Source organism: Kitasatospora sp. NPDC057198 (assembly GCF_042670125.1).
Classification (GTDB): domain Bacteria; phylum Actinomycetota; class Actinomycetes; order Streptomycetales; family Streptomycetaceae; genus Kitasatospora.
Map to the genome: position 1 here is coordinate 1 of NZ_JBHUWH010000163.1, position 15,409 is coordinate 15,409.

The 15,409-nt window shown below is 73.8% G+C and carries 16 protein-coding genes; 3 read left to right on the plus strand and 13 right to left on the minus strand.

Features of this window, described 5'->3' with window-relative positions; translation table 11 throughout:
• Positions 1-29: 29 nt before the first annotated feature.
• The 11 genes from ACFUEL_RS19415 to ACFUEL_RS19465 all read right to left on the minus strand — a co-directional run bounded on the left by ACFUEL_RS19415 (position 30) and on the right by ACFUEL_RS19465 (position 10,970).
• A complete protein-coding gene (locus ACFUEL_RS19415) occupies positions 30-1,565 on the minus strand; it encodes a long-chain-fatty-acid--CoA ligase (protein WP_380237587.1) in 1,536 nt (511 codons plus the stop codon).
• Between the two features lie 174 nt (positions 1,566-1,739).
• The gene (fabG, locus tag ACFUEL_RS19420; RefSeq protein ID WP_380237588.1) at positions 1,740-2,504 is read right to left on the minus strand and encodes a 3-oxoacyl-ACP reductase FabG; all 765 of its coding nucleotides are present in this window, start codon (positions 2,502-2,504) and stop codon (positions 1,740-1,742) included.
• A 44-nt stretch (positions 2,505-2,548) separates the two neighbouring features.
• Positions 2,549-3,001, minus strand: coding sequence for a MaoC family dehydratase (locus tag ACFUEL_RS19425; protein ID WP_380237589.1), 453 nt, complete (start codon positions 2,999-3,001; stop codon positions 2,549-2,551).
• Positions 2,998-3,918, minus strand: a complete 921-nt coding sequence (locus ACFUEL_RS19430; RefSeq protein ID WP_380237590.1) for a MaoC family dehydratase N-terminal domain-containing protein — start codon at positions 3,916-3,918, stop codon at positions 2,998-3,000. Before ACFUEL_RS19430 ends, ACFUEL_RS19425 begins: the two co-directional genes overlap by 4 nt.
• Complete coding sequence (locus ACFUEL_RS19435; RefSeq protein ID WP_380237592.1) at positions 3,915-5,081, minus strand: thiolase; 1,167 nt, start codon at positions 5,079-5,081, stop codon at positions 3,915-3,917. The genes ACFUEL_RS19430 and ACFUEL_RS19435 overlap by 4 nt, the downstream gene beginning before the upstream one ends.
• Positions 5,078-5,461, minus strand: a complete 384-nt coding sequence (locus tag ACFUEL_RS19440) for a Zn-ribbon domain-containing OB-fold protein (protein WP_380237593.1) — start codon at positions 5,459-5,461, stop codon at positions 5,078-5,080. Before ACFUEL_RS19440 ends, ACFUEL_RS19435 begins: the two co-directional genes overlap by 4 nt.
• A complete protein-coding gene (locus ACFUEL_RS19445; RefSeq protein WP_380237594.1) occupies positions 5,458-6,642 on the minus strand; it encodes an acyl-CoA dehydrogenase family protein in 1,185 nt (394 codons plus the stop codon). Before ACFUEL_RS19445 ends, ACFUEL_RS19440 begins: the two co-directional genes overlap by 4 nt.
• A gap of 1 nt (position 6,643) precedes the next feature.
• Complete coding sequence (locus tag ACFUEL_RS19450) at positions 6,644-7,786, minus strand: acyl-CoA dehydrogenase family protein (RefSeq protein WP_380237595.1); 1,143 nt, start codon at positions 7,784-7,786, stop codon at positions 6,644-6,646.
• Between the two features lie 34 nt (positions 7,787-7,820).
• Positions 7,821-8,981 (minus strand): thiolase family protein, encoded by a 1,161-nt coding sequence (locus ACFUEL_RS19455; RefSeq protein WP_380237597.1) that lies wholly within the window; start codon positions 8,979-8,981, stop codon positions 7,821-7,823.
• Between the two features lie 41 nt (positions 8,982-9,022).
• Positions 9,023-9,787, minus strand: coding sequence for an SDR family NAD(P)-dependent oxidoreductase (locus ACFUEL_RS19460; RefSeq protein ID WP_380237598.1), 765 nt, complete (start codon positions 9,785-9,787; stop codon positions 9,023-9,025).
• A gap of 25 nt (positions 9,788-9,812) precedes the next feature.
• The gene (locus tag ACFUEL_RS19465) at positions 9,813-10,970 is read right to left on the minus strand and encodes an acyl-CoA dehydrogenase family protein (protein WP_380237600.1); all 1,158 of its coding nucleotides are present in this window, start codon (positions 10,968-10,970) and stop codon (positions 9,813-9,815) included.
• Between the two features lie 164 nt (positions 10,971-11,134).
• On the opposite strand from ACFUEL_RS19465, the gene ACFUEL_RS19470 reads away from it, so the two are divergent.
• Together ACFUEL_RS19470 and ACFUEL_RS19475 are read left to right on the plus strand one after the other, a co-directional pair.
• Positions 11,135-11,968 (plus strand): SDR family oxidoreductase, encoded by an 834-nt coding sequence (locus ACFUEL_RS19470; protein WP_380237601.1) that lies wholly within the window; start codon positions 11,135-11,137, stop codon positions 11,966-11,968.
• A gap of 92 nt (positions 11,969-12,060) precedes the next feature.
• Positions 12,061-12,651: a hypothetical protein gene (locus tag ACFUEL_RS19475; protein WP_380237602.1), complete on the plus strand. Its 591-nt coding sequence runs from the start codon at positions 12,061-12,063 to the stop codon at positions 12,649-12,651.
• 234 nt (positions 12,652-12,885) lie between these two features.
• Here ACFUEL_RS19475 and ACFUEL_RS19480 read toward each other — a convergent pair whose 3' ends face one another.
• Positions 12,886-13,773: an SDR family NAD(P)-dependent oxidoreductase gene (locus tag ACFUEL_RS19480; RefSeq protein ID WP_380237603.1), complete on the minus strand. Its 888-nt coding sequence runs from the start codon at positions 13,771-13,773 to the stop codon at positions 12,886-12,888.
• Between the two features lie 68 nt (positions 13,774-13,841).
• Between ACFUEL_RS19480 and ACFUEL_RS19485 the strand changes: the two genes are divergently transcribed.
• A complete protein-coding gene (locus ACFUEL_RS19485; RefSeq protein ID WP_380237604.1) occupies positions 13,842-14,495 on the plus strand; it encodes a TetR family transcriptional regulator in 654 nt (217 codons plus the stop codon).
• A 12-nt stretch (positions 14,496-14,507) separates the two neighbouring features.
• Here ACFUEL_RS19485 and ACFUEL_RS19490 read toward each other — a convergent pair.
• On the minus strand, positions 14,508-15,409 hold a 902-nt coding region (locus ACFUEL_RS19490), incomplete at its 5' end, for an HpcH/HpaI aldolase/citrate lyase family protein (protein ID WP_380237605.1).

Below are 15,409 nucleotides of genomic sequence, written 5' to 3' on the forward strand. Positions count from 1 at the left end.
CCTCCCGGAGGTCCCGCCCTCGTGAGCCGTCACGCGAAGCGCTCGCGCAGCGCCCGCTTGAGGATCTTGCCGCTGGAGGTGAGCGGCATCGCCTCGACGAAGTGCACCCGGCCGGGCTTCTTGTAGGAGGCGATCCGGCCGCGGGTGAAGTCGATCAACTCCTGCTCGGCGGGCCGCTCGGCGCCCGCCCTGAGCACCACGACGGCGGTGACCTGCTCGCCCCACTTCTCGTGCGGCAGGCCGATGACCGCGACCTCGGAGACCGCCGGGTGCTCGGCCAGCACGGCCTCGACCTCGACGGGGTACACGTTCTCCCCGCCGGTGATCACCATGTCCTTGAGCCGGTCGGTGACGTACAGGTAGCCGTCCTCGTCGAGGCGGCCGGCGTCGCCGGTGCGCAGCCAGCCGTCGGCGGTGAACAGTTCGGCGGTGGCCGCGGGCCGGTTCCAGTAGCCGGGCGTGTTGTGCCGGGAGGAGACCTGGATCTCGCCGACCTCGCCGGGCGGAAGTCCGGCGCCGGTGGCCGGGTCGGCGATCCGGACCCGCACGCCGTGCATCGGCCGGCCGGTCGAGTTCAGCAGGTACTGCCGGGGGCCGTCCGGGTCGTGCTCGTGGTCCAGCAGGCGCGCGGTGCTGCCGACCGTCTCGGTGAGGCCGTACTTCTGGACGAAGCCGCAGCCGAAGACCGCCATCGCCCGGCGCAGCAGCGACGGCGTGACGGGCGAGGCGCCGTAGACGATCAGCCGCAGGCCGGAGAAGTCCCGGTCGTCGACGCCGGGCAGCAGGGTCAGCACGTGCAGCACGGACGGGACGAAGAAGGCGTGGGTGACGCGTTCGCGCTCCATCGTCCCGACCACGGCGGCCGGGTCGAACTCGGGGAGCATCAGCGCGTGGGCGCCCGCGCTGAGGGCGCTGCTGAGCCAGCCGAGGCCGGCGATGTGGAACATCGGCATCACGCACAGGCCGACCGAGTCGGCGTCCCACCGGTACTCGGCGAGGGCGTGCTCGTCCGCGTAGAGGCTGCCGAGGGTGACCTGCACGCCCTTGGGGGTGCCGGTGGTGCCGGAGGTGTACAGCAGCAGGGTGACGGCCGCGGGGTCGTGGCCGCCGCCGGGGTCCTCGTCGGGGTGGGCGGCGATCGCGGCCTCGTAGGAGGGGGCGCGGTCGGTCGGCGCGTCGCCGGTGACCAGCACCTCCAGGCCGGGCAGCGCCTCGCGCAGGGCCAGGGCGGCCTCCAGGAAGGCGGGTTCGGCGACCAGGGCGCTCAGGCCGGCGTCCCGGGCGACGGTCAGCAGTTCGGGGCCGGCCAGCCGCCAGTTCAGCGGGACGGCGATCAGGCCGGCCTTGCCGCAGGCGATCAGGACCTCGCCGGCCTCGGGACGGGTGCGGGTCAGGGTGCCGATCCGCGCGCCGGGCGGGGCGGTGGCGAGCAGGGCGCGGGCGAGCCGGTTGGTGCGGGAGTCGAGTGCGGCGTAGCTGGTGGTGCGGCCCTCGCAGCTGATCGCCGGGGCGCTGCCCCGCTGCTGGGCGTGGCGGCGGACCACCTCGGGGAGGTGCTGGCCCATCCGGGCCTCCAATTCGTCGACGTTGACGCTCGGACGTGGGGGGATGCGGGGGGGGTGCGGGAGGTGCAGGAAATGCGGGGTGCGGGGAGTGCGGGGTGCGGGGTGCGGGGTGCGGGGGAAAAGGAGCCGCCCCCGGCGCGGCGGGCGGGGGCGGGGTGGTGCGGGCCGGCCCGGTCAGCCGCGGGGGCCGCCCGCGACGTACAGGACCTGGCCGGTGACGAAGCCGGCCTCCTCGCGGGCGAAGAAGGACACCGCCTGGGCGATGTCCTCGGGGCGGCCGACCCGGCGCACGGGCGTCTTGGCGGCCGCGGCGGCCTGGAAGTCCTCGAAGCTCATGCCGACCCGCTCGGCGGTCTTCGCGGTCATCTCGGTGACGATGAAGCCGGGCGCGACGGCGTTGGCGGTGACGCCGAACTGGCCGAGTTCGATGGCGAGGGTCTTGGTCAGGCCCTGCATGCCGGCCTTGGCGGCCGAGTAGTTGGCCTGGCCGCGGTTGCCGAGGGCGGCGGTGGACGACAGGTTGACGATCCGTCCGAAGCGGGCCTCGACCATGTGCTGCTGGCAGGCCCGGCTCATCAGGAACGCGCCGCGCAGGTGGACGTCCAGCACGGAGTCCCACTCGTTCTCGTTCATCTTGAACAGCAGGTTGTCGCGGGTGATGCCGGCGTTGTTGACCAGCACGACGGGCGCGCCGAGCTGCTCGACGACGGCGGCGACGGCCGCGGTCACGCTGTCGCCGTCCGACACGTCGACGGCGACCGCGAGGGCCCGGCCGCCCTGCTCCTCGATCGCCGCGACGGTGCCCGCGCAGGCTTCGGCGTCCAGGTCGAGGACGGCGACGGCGTAGCCGTCGGCGGCCAGGCGCAGGGCGGTGGCGGCACCGATGCCGCGGGCGGCTCCGGTGACGACGGCGACGCGGGGGGTGGTGGCTTCGGACACGGGGATTCCTCGGGGTGGTGGGTGCGGGACGGGAGGGGCGCGGTTCAGGAGTAGACGCGGACGACGGTCTCGGCGACGCAGGCGGGCTTGGCCGAGCCCTCGATCTCGACGGTGACGGTGGAGACCACCTGGTGGCCGCCGGGCACCGGCTCGGCGGAGGTGATCGCGACCGAGGCGCGGATCCGGGCGCCGGCCTTCACCGGGGCGGGGAAGCGGACCTTGTTCAGCCCGTAGTTGACGCCCATCCGGACGCCCTCGGTGCGGTACACCTGCCTGGTGAGCGCCGGGATCTGCGAGAGCGTCAGGTAGCCGTGCGCGATGGTGGTGCCGTAGGGGCCGTCGGCGGCCCGCACCGGGTCGGTGTGGATCCACTGGTGGTCGCCGGTGGCGTCCGCGAACAGGTCGATCTGGTGCTGCTCGACGGTGCTCCACTCGCCGGTGCCGACGTGGGTGCCGGCCGCGGTGGCGAGCTCGGCGGGGGAGGCGAAGACTCTCATGACGATCCGTTTCTCGGGGCGAACGTGACGGTGCCGGTGACGGCCTGCCCGGCGCCCAGCTCGGCGCCGTCCTGAGTGCCGTGCGGGGTGCCGTGCACGGTGATCGGCGCGGGGGCGAACAGCGGGCGGCGCGAGCGGTAGGCGAACTCGGCGACCCGGCGGCCGGGGGCGTGCCGGCGGGGCAGTTCGAGCAGGGCGAGGGCCAGCAGCGGGCCGTGCACGACCAGGTCCGGGTAACCCTCGGTGCCGGTGGCGTAGTCCCGGTCGTAGTGGATGCGGTGCGCGTTGTAGGTGAGCGCGCTGAACCGGAACAGCAGGGCCGGGTCGGGCCGCAGCTCGAACGACCAGGGCGCGGCCGGCGGCGGCGGGAGGTCGGCCGGGATCGGCGGGGCCCCAGCGGCGGGCGGCTTCGGTGCCGGGTCGGCCTGCTTGTAGACGATGTCCTGCTCCTCGGTGGTGCGCACCTCGCCGTCCACCAGCAGCTCGTGGCGGACCGTCACCAGCAGCAGCCAGCCGGAGCCGCCCCGGCGGGTGCGCACCGAGGCGACCTGCGAGCGGCGGGTGACCAGGTCGCCGATCCGGATCGGGGCGTGGCAGCGGATCCGGCCGCCGCCGAACATCCGGCGCCGCTCGGGCAGCGGCGGCAGGAACGGGCCGTCCTGCGGGTGGCCGTCGGCGCCGAGTTCGGCCTGGGCCGGCCGCTCGAGCAGGTACAGCCAGTGCCACAGCGGCGGCAGTTCGTCGCCGACGGCCCGGGCGGGCGGCTCCTGGTCGAACAGGGCGGCCAGCGCCACGGCGGGGTCGGCGGTGACGAAGCCGGTGCTCTCCACCGAGGCGGGCCGCCAGTGGGCCGCGGCGCGGGCGAACGCCTCGGGTGCGGCGTCGGCGGCGGCGCCGGCCGTGCTCGCGGCGCTCATCCGAGCGCGTCCGCGGTGCCGAGCAGGGCGGTGGCCTGGCTGGAGAGCACGCCGCCGTTGCCGTTGACCAGGGCGACGTGCGTGTTCGGCTGCTGGCGGGCGCCGGCCTCGCCGCGCAGCTGCCGGACCGCCTCGATGATCAGGAAGATGCCGTACATGCCGGGGTGGCAGTAGGCCAGGCCGCCGCCGTTGGTGTTGACGGGCAGCTCGCCGCCGGGGGCGATCCGGCCGCCGGAGACGAAGGCGCCGCCCTCGCCCTTGGCGCAGAAGCCGAGGTCCTCCAGGAAGAGGACCGGGTTGATGGTGAACGCGTCGTACAGCTGGACCACGTCCACGTCGGCGGGCTTCAGGCCGGCCATCTCGAAGGCGCGGCGGCCGGAGTCGGCGGCGGCGGTGGTGGTGAGGTCGGGCATCTGCGAGATGGAGCGGTGCCAGTGGGCCTCGCCCGCGCCCAGCAGGTAGGCGGGTTTCGCCCGCAGGTCGCGGGCGCGTTCGGCGGAGGTGACGATCACCGCGCCGCCGCCGTCGGTGACCAGGCAGCAGTCCTTGCTGGTCAGCGGGTAGCTGATCATCTGCGAGCCGAGCACCTCGGCGACGGTCAGCGGGCCCTTGCCGTGGGTGAACGCGGCCGGGTTGAGCTGGGCCCAGGCCCGGGCGGCGACCGCGACCTCGGCGAGCTGCTCGCGGGTGGTGCCGTATTCGTGCATGTGCCGGGAGGCGGCGAGCGCGTACATCGACACGGGGTAGCGCGGCCGGTAGGCGTCCTCCCAGGGCAGCAGTTTGGTCGGCGAGACCAGGCGGCCGCCGTCGCTGCGCTGGGTGGAGCCGTAGGCGATCAGCGCGGTAGTGCACAGGCCGGCCTCGATGGCGGCGGCGGCGTGCAGCAGGTGGGAGACGAAGGAGGAGCCGCCGATGTTGGAGGAGTCGCTGTAGCGCGGGCGGATGCCCAGGTACTCGGCGACGTCCATGGTGGGCATCGGCAGGTAGGAGGAGGCGCAGAAGAAGCCGTCGATCTCGGACTTGGCGATCCCGGCGTCCTTCAGGGCGCGGGCGGTGGCCTGGCCGATCAGGTCGAAGTGGGTGAGCCCTTCGGCGACCAGTCCGAGGTCGGACTCGGCGACCCCGACGACGGCGGCCCTGCCGCGCAGGCCGGTGCTGCTCATGCGCCCTCCTCGTTCTCCAGCGGGACGAAGACGGCGAGCGGCGCGCCCGCGTCCTCGACCACCCGCAGCCGGACGCGGTCGCCGATGGCGACGTCCTCTGGGGCGCGGCCCTCGACCCGGCTCATCATCCGGAAGCCCTCGTCCAGGTCGATCAGCGCGACGTTGTACGGGTCGGCGCCGCGCTGGTGCAGCACGGTGGTGGCGTGGACGGTGCCCAGGCCCGCGCTGGTGCGCCAGCCCGGGGAGGGCTCGCCACAGGTCGGGCAGAGCACCCGGGGGTGGAAGACGGCGCTCTCGCAGCCGTCGCAGTACTGGAAGCGCAGTTCGCCGGCGGCCAGGCCGGCCGCGTACGCCAGGGCGGGGGCGGTGGTGGTGTTCATCGGCGGCCTCCGTCGTCGATCCGGTGGCGGGCGACGTGCTGCTTGGCGATGACGTTGCGCTGGATCTCGTTGGTGCCCTCGCCGACGATCATCAGCGGGGCGTCGCGGAAGTAGCGCTCCACGTCGAACTCGGTGGAGTAGCCGTAACCGCCGTGCACCCGGACGGCGTTGAGGGTGATCTCCATGCACACCTCGGAGGCGAACAGCTTCGCCATGCCGGCCTCCAGGTCGGCGCGCTGTCCGGAGTCGACCCGGGCGGCGGCGTCCAGGGTGAGCAGCCGGGCGGCGCGCAGCTTGGTCGCGGAGTCGGCCAGGTAGTGGCCGATCGCCTGGTGCTGCCAGATCGGCTGCCCGAAGGAGTGCCGTTCCTGGGCGTAGCGGGTGGCGTCGTCCAGGGCGGCCTGGGCGACGCCGAGGGCCCGGGAGGCGACCTGGATGCGGCCGATCTCCAGGCCGCGCATCATCTGGGCGAAGCCGACGCCGGGGGTGGCGCCGAGCAGCGCGGACTCGGGCACCCGGACGCCGTCGAAGACCAACTCGCAGCTCTCGACGCCCTTGTAGCCGAGCTTGGGCAGGTCCTTGGAGACCTGGTAGCCGGCGCCCTGCTCGACCAGCAGGATGGAGTAGCCCTTGCCGGCGGCCGGTTCGGTGCGGGTGAGCAGGGCGATCAGGCCGGCCCGGCGGGCGTTGGTGATCCAGGTCTTGGTGCCGTTGATCGTCCAACTGCCGTCCACCAGAACGGCCTTGGTGCGCATGGCCTGGAGGTCGGAGCCGCCGCCGGGTTCGGTGAGCGCCATCGCGGCGCGCAGTTCGCCGGTGGCGAGCCGGGGCAGGTACGCCTGCTGCTGCTCGGGGGTGCCGAAGGTGCGGATCAGGTAGGTGACCACGGAGTGGCTGCCCATCGCGCCGGCCAGCGACATCCAGCCGCGGGCCAACTCCTGGGCGACCAGGGCGAAGCAGGCGGTGGAGACGTCCACGCCGCCGTGCTCGGCGGGGGCCAGCAGCCCGAAGACGCCCAACTTCTTCATCTGTTCGATGAGTTGCTCGGGGTAGGTGTTGTTGTGCTCCAACTCCTGTGCCACCGGCCGCACTTGGCGGTCGACGAAGTCGGCGACCAGCTCGACGACGGCCCGCTCGTCCTCGCTGAGGGTGGCGGACAGGGGGATCTCGGTCATCGCCATCTCAGGCGGCCTCCTTCAGCAGGGCCCTGCCGATGATCAGTTTCTGGATCTCGCTGGTGCCCTCGTAGATGCGGAACAGCCGGGCGTCGCGGTAGCAGCGCTCGACGGCGGTGCCGCGCATGTAGCCCATGCCGCCGTGGATCTGCACGGCCAGGTCGGCGGCCCGGGAGACCATCTCGGAGCAGTAGAGCTTCGCGGCGGAGGGGCCGATCCGGCGGTCCTCGCCGCTGTCGTGGGCACGGGCGGCCTCCAGCACCATGGCCCGGCCCGCGTACACGCCGGTCTGGATCTCGGCGAGCATCGCCTGCACCAGCTGGAACTCGCCGATCGGGCGGCCGCCCTGCCGGCTGGCGGCGGCGTACGCCACCGACTCGGCGAGCAGCCGCTGCGCCATGCCGACGCACATCGCGGCGATGTGCACCCGGCCGCGGACCAGGGACTTCATCGCCGCGCCGAAGCCGGCCCCCTCGGCGCCGCCGACCAGCGCCTCGGGGCCGACCCGGACGGCGTCGAAGAACACCTCGGCGGTCCAGGCGCCGGCCTGGCCGGTCTTGTGGTCCTTCGGCCCGACCGAGACGCCGGGCAGGCCGGACTCGACCAGGAAGACCGAGATGCCCCTGGTGCCGTACGTCTCGGGCCCGGTGCGGGCGAAGACCACGAACAGGTCGGCGAGCGGCGCGTTGGTGATGAACCGCTTGGCGCCGGTGATCACCCAGTGGTCGCCGTCCCGGACGGCCCGGGTGGTCAGGCCGGACGGGTCGGAGCCCGCCTCGGCCTCGGTCAGCGCGAACGAGGCGACCTGGCCGGCGGCCAGCCGGGGCAGCCAGGTCTCCTGCTGGGCGCGGGTGCCGGCGTTGACCAGCACCTTGCCGGCGATGCCGTTGTTGGTGCCGAACATCGAGCGGAACGCCGGGGTGGTCCAGCCGAACTCGAACGCCAGTTGGACGTCCTCGGTGAGCGTGGCGCCGAGCCCGCCGAACTCCTCGGGCAGCGTGTACCCGAACAGGCCCATGTCGACGGCCTTGCGCCGGATGTCCTCCGGGATGGCGTCGGTCTCCTCGATCTCCTCCTCGCGCGGCACGACCTGCTCGCGCACGAAGTCGCGGACGGTGTCCAGGACTTCCTTGAATTCACCGGCCTCCATGGGCGGTCCTTCCTCTCGGCGGGGGGCTACCTGGTCAGAGCAGTTCGAGGATCGTGGCGTTGGCCATGCCGCCGCCCTCGCACATCGACTGCAGGCCGTAGCGGATGCCGTTGTCCTTCATGTGGTGGACCAGGGTGGTCATCAGCCGGGCGCCGGAGCCGCCCAGCGGGTGGCCGAGCGCCATCGCGCCGCCGTTGGGGTTCATCCGGGCGTAGTCGGCGCCGGTGGCGCGCTGCCAGCCGAGCGAGACCGAGGCGAACGCCTCGTTGATCTCGTACGCGCCGATCTCGTCCAGCGTCAGGCCGGAGCGCTCCAGCACCTTGGCGGTGGCCGGGATCGGGCCCTTCAGCATGGTGACGGGGTCGACGCCGGTGACCACGCCGGTGTGGAAGCGGGCGATCGGCGTCCAGCCGTGGCGGGCGGCGACCTCGCTGGTGGTGATCAGCAGGGCGGCGGAGCCGTCGGAGATCTGCGAGGCGTTGCCCGCCGAGACCACGCCGTCCTCCTTGAACGGGGTCTTCAGGGCGGCCATCGCCTCCTCGGTGCCGCCGCGGCGCACGCCCTCGTCGGTGTCGAAGACCCGGCCGTCGGCGAGCGCCACCGGGGTGATCTGGCCCTTGAACCGGCCCTCGTCGATGGCGCGGGCGGCGCGCTCGTGCGAGTCGAGGGCGTGCCGGTCGAGCTCGGCGCGGGTCAGGCCGAACTCCTCGGCGATCATCTCGGCGCCGACGCCCTGGTTGAACCGGTAGTTGTCGTAGCGCTCGGCGACCAGCGGCCCGTACGGGTGGCCGAACTGGCCGCCGGCCCGGGTGGAGCCCATCGGGACGCGGGACATCGACTCGACGCCGCCCGCGATCGCGATGTCGTACTGGCCGGCGATGACGGCGGCCGCGACCTGGTGCACGGCCTGCTGGGAGGAGCCGCACTGCCGGTCGACGGTCAGGCCGGGCACGTGCTCGGGCCAGCCGGCGGCCAGCACGGCGTAGCGGCCGACGCCGCCGGCCTGCTCGCCGACCTGGGAGACGCAGCCCCAGACCACGTCGTCCACGGTGGCCGGGTCGAGCCGGTTGCGCTCGGCGAGCGCCCCCAGCACGTGGGCGGAGAGGTCGACGGGGTGGATGCCGGACAGCGCGCCGCCCGGCTTGCCCTTGCCGACCGCGGTGCGGACGGCGTCGACGATGACTGCATCACGCATGACTGATCGCTCCTGAGGGTGTGGTGGGGGTCGGGCCGGGTCTAGCGGGGGGCCATCCGGATCGCGCCGTCGAGGCGGATCGTCTCGCCGTTGAGCATCGGGTTGGCCACGATCGCGGCGACCAGCTGCGCGTACTCCTCGGCGTGGCCGAGCCGGCTCGGGTGCGGGACCTGCGCGCCGAGCGCGTCGCGCACGTGCTGCGGGGCGCGGCCGAGCAGCGGGGTGTCGAACAGGCCGGGCGCGATCGTCATCACGCGGATCTTCTGCGCGGCCAGGTCGCGGGCGATCGGCAGCGTCATGCCGACGATGCCGCCCTTGGACGCGGAGTAGGCGCACTGGCCGATCTGGCCGTCGAAGGCGGCGACGGAGGCGGTGTTGACGATGACGCCGCGCTCGCCGTCGACCTCCTCGGCGCGGGCGGTCTCGGCCGCGGCGAGCCGGATCACGTTGAAGGTGCCGATCAGGTTGATCTCGACGACCCGGGTGAAGTCGGCCAGGTCGTAGGGGGTGCCGTCCTTGCCGACGGTGCGGCCGGCCTTGCCGAGGCCCGCGCAGTTGACGGTGATCCGCAGCGGGGCGCGGTCGGCGGCGGCGGCGACGGCGCGGGCCACCGCCTCGGCGTCGCGGACGTCGCCGGGGACGAAGTGGGCGCGCTCGCCGAGCTCGGCGGCGACGGCCTCGCCGTTGGACGTCGGCAGGTCGAGCAGGACCACGTGGGCCCCGTCGGCGTGCAGGCGCTTCGCGGTGGCCAGGCCGAGGCCGGAAGCGCCGCCGGTGATGAGCGCGGAGGTTCCGCTGGTCTGCATGGTGCTCTCCCTGGGGGTGCCGGGCTCAGAGGCCGAGGGACTTGGCGATGATCGTCTTCATGACCTCGCTGGTGCCGCCGTAGATCCGCGAGACGCGGGTGTCGGCGTACAGCCGGGCGATCGGGTACTCGGTGACGTAGCCGTAACCGCCGTGCAGCTGCAGGCACTTGTCGATGACCCGGCCGGCGGCCTCGGTGCAGAACAGCTTGGCCTTGGCGGCGTCGACGACGCTGAGCTCGCCCCGGTCGTGCAGTTCCAGCGCCCGGTCGGCCATCAACTGGGCGGCCTCGACCTCGGTGGCGCACTCGGCGAGGACGAACTTGGTGTTCTGGAAGGCGGCGACGGGCTTGCCGAAGACCGTGCGCTCCTTGACGTAGGCGGTGGCGAAGCGCAGCGCGGCGGCGGCGGTGGCGGCGCCGCCGATGGCGATGGTCAGCCGCTCCTGGGCCAGGTTGTGGGCGAGGTACTCGAAGCCCCTGCCCTCCTCGCCAAGCAGGTTCTCCACCGGCACGACGACGTCGCTGAAGGAGAGTTCGGCGGTGTCGGACGCCTTGAGGCCGATCTTCTGCAGCTTGCGGCCGACCGCGAAGCCCTCGCCGGCGGTCTCCACGCACAGGATCGACAGGCCGGCCCGCCGGTCCTCGGGGGTGGCGGGGGCGGTGCGGGCGACGACCAGGACGAGATCGGCCAGCGCGCCGCCGGTGATGAAGGTCTTGGCGCCGTTGAGCACGTAGTGGGTGCCGTCGGCGGAGAGCTTGGCGGTGGTCTGGATGTTGGCGAGGTCGGAGCCGGTGCCCGGCTCGGTCATCGCGATGGCGGTCATGATGTCGCCGGAGACGAAGCCGGGCAGCCAGCGCTCCTTCTGCTCCCGGGTGGCGTAGGCCAGCAGGTAGGGCAGGATCAGGTTGGCGTGCACGCCGTAGTTGCCGAAGGAGACGCCGGCCCGGCTGGTCTCCTCGAGGATCACGGCCGTGTACTTGAAGCTGCTCTCGCCGGCGCCGCCGAACTCCTCGGGCACCTGGATGCCGAAGACGCCCAGCTCGCCGAGGCGGCGGTAGAAGTCCCGGGGCGGGTGGCCCTGCTCCTCCCAGTCGGCGTAGACCGGCGCGACCTCCTTGGCGATGAAGTCCCGGATGGTCTCCCGGAAGGCTTCGTGGTCCTCGTTGAACACCGCACCGCGCACGGGTGGCTCCTTCTCTGTGGGGTCGGCGGGGCTGTGAGGCAGGTCCTACGGTTTCCCTGCTCCCCAACCTTTCGAACGATCGTTAAAATAGGCGGCGAAGGCAACCGCTGTCCACAGTGACGCCGTTCACACCGCCCCCTCCCCCCTCGCCGAGAGGCCCCCTCATGAGCTCTCCCTCGCTGGCCGGACGCACCCTGCTGATGTCCGGCGGCAGCCGCGGCATCGGCCTGGCCATCGCCCTGCGGGCCGCCCGCGACGGCGCGAACGTCACGCTGATCGCCAAGACCGACGTCCCCGACCCGCGGCTGCCCGGCACCATCCACACCGCCGCCGCCGAGATCGAGCGGGCCGGCGGAAAGGTCCTGCCGTTCGTCGGCGACATCCGCGACGAAGCGGTGGTCGCCGAGGCGGTCGAGGCCACCGTCGAGCGCTTCGGCGGCATCGACGTCGTGGTGAACAACGCCTCCGCGATCGCCCTCAGCAACCCGGGCGAACTGCCGCTCAAGCGCTACGACCTGATGATGGACGTCAACGTCCGCGGCACCTTCCTGCTGAGCTCGCTGGCCCTCCCCCACCTGCTGCGCTCCGACCGGGCGCACGTCCTGACGCTCTCCCCGCCGCTGAACCCGGACGTCCGCTGGCTGAAGGACCACGCCCCGTACACCGTCAGCAAGTTCGGCATGACGATGGTCACCCTCGGCATCGCCGAGCAGCACCGCGGCACCGCGCTCGCGGCCAGCTGCCTGTGGCCCGCCACCATCATCGCCACCGCGGCCTCCGCGATGACCCGCGGCGAGGACGAGGCCCGCCGCACCAGCCGCACCCCGGCGATCATGGCCGACGCAGCGCACGCGATCCTCACCGCCCCGGCCGCCGGGACCACCGGCCGCTGCCACGTCGACGAGGAGGTGCTGCGCGCGGCCGGCGTCACCGGCTTCGACGGGTACCGGGCCGACCCGGCGAGCACCGAGCCGCTGCGCCGCGACATCTTCCTGTAGGCCCGCAGGCCGCGCGCGGGGTCTGGGGCTCGGGGCGCGGGGCGCGGGGAAATCCGGTCGACGCCCGGGGCCCGGCCGGGAAGGATGGCGGGATGCCCAAGACCCGCCCCGCCGACCCGGACGCGGTGCCGCGCAAGCTGGAGCGCGCCGCCCGCACCGGGCACCTCGTCCGCGTCCGCCGCTCCTTCCCCGGCGCCGACCCGGTCGAGGGCTTCGTCCTCGGGACGAACCCGCGGTGGACGCTGCTGGCGCCCTGCCGGGACGTGCTGCTCGACGGCTTCACGGCCGTCCGGACGCCCGACGTCGACCGGGTGAAGCGCGCCGGCGACGAGGAGTCGCTGACCGTCCGGGCGCTGCGGCGGTGCGGGCGGTGGCCGGTGCAGGAGCCGGAGGTGCCCTACGGCGGCCTGCGCGAACTGCTGCCGGCCGCCTCCGCGCGGTACGGCCTGGTGATGCTGGAGTTCGAGCACCGGGACCCCGGCGCGGGCTGGATCGGCGCGGTGCTGGGCCTGGGCCGCCGGACGGTGCGGCTGCGCGAGGTGGACACCCGGGCCCGCTGGCACGACGGGCCGTCGAAGTTCCGGCTGGCGGAGATCACCCGGGTCTCCTTCGCGGGCCGCTACGACCAGGCCCTGCTGGAGTTCGCGGGCCCGCTGCCGGGGCCGGTCGACCCGGAGTCCTGAGACGCCGGCGGCCCCGACCCGCAACGGGGCCGGGGCCGGAACCGGGGCCGGCGGCCACGCCGCGCGGCGCGGCAGTTCCACCGGGCAGGGCTCGGCGATGTCGGCCGGGCGGCTGACCGCCTCCCAGGCGCTTGCCTCCGCCAGTTGACGCGACGGGGGCGAGGGCCGGAACCGAGGCGGGGCCGAGACCGGGACGGGCCGCGCGGAAGCAGGTGCCGGGCCGGCGGCCGGGGCTCAGGCTGCGCGGGGCGGCAGTTCCACCGGGTAGGGCTCGGCGAAGTCGGCCGAGCGGCTGACCGCCTGCCAGGCGCCGGCTTCCGCCAGTTGGCGGCGGGAGTAGTCGAGCGCCATGGCCACCGCGTTGCTGCCGAGCAGCAGGTGGCCGGGGGCGTCGCCGCGGCGGACGGCGCGCACGATGATCTCGGCGGCCCGCGCCGGGTCTCCGGCGGCGCCGGACTCCCCCTGGCGGACCCGGCGGTTCATCGCGCCGACGGTCTGCTCGTAGGGCTCGGGGACGGGGTGGACGGTCATCGAGTCGCCCGCCCAGTCGGTGGCGAAGCCGCTCGGTTCGACGACGGTGAACCGGATGCCGAACGGCGCGGTCTCCGCCGCCAGCGAGCGGGTGAAGCCGTCGACGGCGAACTTGGCGGCCTGGTAGGAGGCGATGCCCGGGGAGCCGCCGACCCGGCCGCCGATCGAGGAGAACTGGACGACGGTGCCCGAGCCCTGGCGGCGCAGCGCGGGCAGCGCGGCCTTGGTGACGTGGTAGACGCCCCAGAAGTTGGTCTCGAACTGGGCGCGGAAGTCGGCGTCGTCGGCGCTCTCCACCGGCGACACGTTGGCGTACCCGGCGTTGTTCACCAGGACGTCGATGCGTCCGAAGCGCTCGAGGGCGGCGGCCACGGCCGCGCGGGCCTGGTCGGGGTCGGTGACGTCCAGCGGCAGGGTGAGGACCCGGTCGGCGTGGGCGGCCAGTTCGGCGCGGAGGGCTTCGGGGCGGCGGGCGGTGGCGACGACGAGGTCGCCCGCGTCGAGGGCGGCGGTGACCAGGGCGCGGCCGATGCCGCGGGAGGAGCCGGTGATGAACCAGACCTGCTGCGCAGTGCGCGCTTCTTCGCTCATGCCTTTAGTACAACACCGTTCTCTTAATAACGCAACGCCGTTCCGTTATCTCTCCCTATGATGGGGCCATGAGTCAGCCAGCCTTCCGACGGGCCCGCAGCACCGAGGCCAAGCAGGCCCGGGAGACCGCGATCCTGGACGCGGCCCGCGAACTGCTCCGGGCCCGCGGCGTCCGCGACGTCTCCCTGGGCGACATCGCCGCCGAGGTCGGCATGCACAAGTCCGCGCTGCTGCGGTACTTCGAGACGCGGGAGCAGATCTTCCTCGAACTCACCGCACAGGGCTGGCGGGAGTGGTCGGCGGCACTGCGCGCCGACCTCGCGGCCCGGAGCGCCGCCACCCCGGCCGAGGTCGCCGGGGCCTTCGCCGCGACGCTGGCGGCCCGCCCGGTGTTCTGCGACCTGCTCGCGCAGGCCCCGCTCAACCTGGAACGCAACGTCTCGCTGGAGGTGGTGCGCGCGTTCAAGCTGCTCACCCTGCACGAAGTGGCGCTGATCGGCGAGGAGTTGGGCCGCCTGCTCGGCCTGGACGAGGCGCAGGTGCTCGACACGATGGCCACCGCCACCGGCATGGCCGGGGCCCTGTGGCAGATCGCCAGCCCCGGCCCCCGGCTGCGGGAGCTCTACACCGGCGACCCGCGGCTCGCGCACGCCGTCGTCGAGGTCGAGCCCCGGCTGCACCGCGTCCTCACCGCCCTGCTGACCGGGCTGCGCACCCCGTAGGGGCGCGGTGGTTCACCCCGCCGCCCGCTCCAGCAGCGCCGCGGCCCGCAGGTAGACCGGGCGGTCGACCATCGCGCCGTCCAGGCCGACCGCGCCCAGGCCGGCCCGCTCGCCCGCCTGGTACGCCTCGACCACCCGGCGGGCCCGTTCGACCTCGGCCGGCTGCGGGGCGAACTCCCGGTTGGCGAGGGTCACTTGGTCGGGGTGGATGCAGTACTTGCCCCGGAAACCGAGGGAACGGGCGTGCCGGGCCTGGGCGGTGAAGAGTGCGGCATCCCGGTAGTCGGACTCCGGGCCGTCCATCGCGCCGATCCCGGCCGCCGCGGCGGCGGCCGCCAGCCGGGCCCGCGGGTACTCCAACTCCCGTGCCTCACGCGTCCGCTGGATGCCCATCGAGGCGGTGTAGTCCTCGGCGCCGAGCGAGACGGCGGCCAGTCGCGGGACGGCCCGGCAGATCTCCTCGACCCGGGTGAGCCCCTCGGCGGACTCGATCCAGGCGATGATCCTGATCCGGCCCGGCGCCAGGCCGCGCACCCGCTCCAGGAAGGTCAGGTAGTGGTCGGCGGCCCGCAGCACCTCCGGGTCGTGCACCTTCGGCAGGTGGACGCCGTCCAGGGCGGGGCCGACCACCGCGTCCAGGTCCTGCTCCAGCAGGCCGGTGTCCAGGCCGTTCGGCCGGACGTACAGCAGCCGCCCGTGCTTGGGGAATCCGGGCAGCCGGCGGGCGACCAGGGCGCGGGCGGCCGCCTTGTCGCGGTCGGCCACCGAGTCCTCCAGGTCGAACAGCAGCGCGTCGGCCGGGACGTGCTCGGCCTTGTCCACGAAGCGCTCGCGGATGCCGGGCACGGACAGCATGGAACGGATCGCGGCGTGGGCGTCCAACGGGTACCTCCGGGAAAAGGAAGCGGCGGGCC

Bases quoted from the DNA above. Each gene is read 5' to 3' on its own strand.
- ACFUEL_RS19415 (WP_380237587.1), bottom strand. From the start codon at position 1,565: ATGGGCCAGCACCTCCCCGAGGTGGTCCGCCGCCACGCCCAGCAGCGG.
- ACFUEL_RS19425 (WP_380237589.1), bottom strand. From the start codon at position 3,001: ATGAGAGTCTTCGCCTCCCCCGCCGAGCTCGCCACCGCGGCCGGCACC.
- ACFUEL_RS19430 (WP_380237590.1), bottom strand. From the start codon at position 3,918: ATGAGCGCCGCGAGCACGGCCGGCGCCGCCGCCGACGCCGCACCCGAG.
- ACFUEL_RS19435 (WP_380237592.1), bottom strand. From the start codon at position 5,081: ATGAGCAGCACCGGCCTGCGCGGCAGGGCCGCCGTCGTCGGGGTCGCC.
- ACFUEL_RS19440 (WP_380237593.1), bottom strand. From the start codon at position 5,461: ATGAACACCACCACCGCCCCCGCCCTGGCGTACGCGGCCGGCCTGGCC.
- ACFUEL_RS19445 (WP_380237594.1), bottom strand. From the start codon at position 6,642: ATGGCGATGACCGAGATCCCCCTGTCCGCCACCCTCAGCGAGGACGAG.
- ACFUEL_RS19450 (WP_380237595.1), bottom strand. From the start codon at position 7,786: ATGGAGGCCGGTGAATTCAAGGAAGTCCTGGACACCGTCCGCGACTTC.
- ACFUEL_RS19455 (WP_380237597.1), bottom strand. From the start codon at position 8,981: ATGCGTGATGCAGTCATCGTCGACGCCGTCCGCACCGCGGTCGGCAAG.
- ACFUEL_RS19460 (WP_380237598.1), bottom strand. From the start codon at position 9,787: ATGCAGACCAGCGGAACCTCCGCGCTCATCACCGGCGGCGCTTCCGGC.
- ACFUEL_RS19470 (WP_380237601.1), top strand. From the start codon at position 11,135: ATGAGCTCTCCCTCGCTGGCCGGACGCACCCTGCTGATGTCCGGCGGC.
- ACFUEL_RS19475 (WP_380237602.1), top strand. From the start codon at position 12,061: ATGCCCAAGACCCGCCCCGCCGACCCGGACGCGGTGCCGCGCAAGCTG.
- ACFUEL_RS19480 (WP_380237603.1), bottom strand. From the start codon at position 13,773: ATGAGCGAAGAAGCGCGCACTGCGCAGCAGGTCTGGTTCATCACCGGC.
- ACFUEL_RS19485 (WP_380237604.1), top strand. From the start codon at position 13,842: ATGAGTCAGCCAGCCTTCCGACGGGCCCGCAGCACCGAGGCCAAGCAG.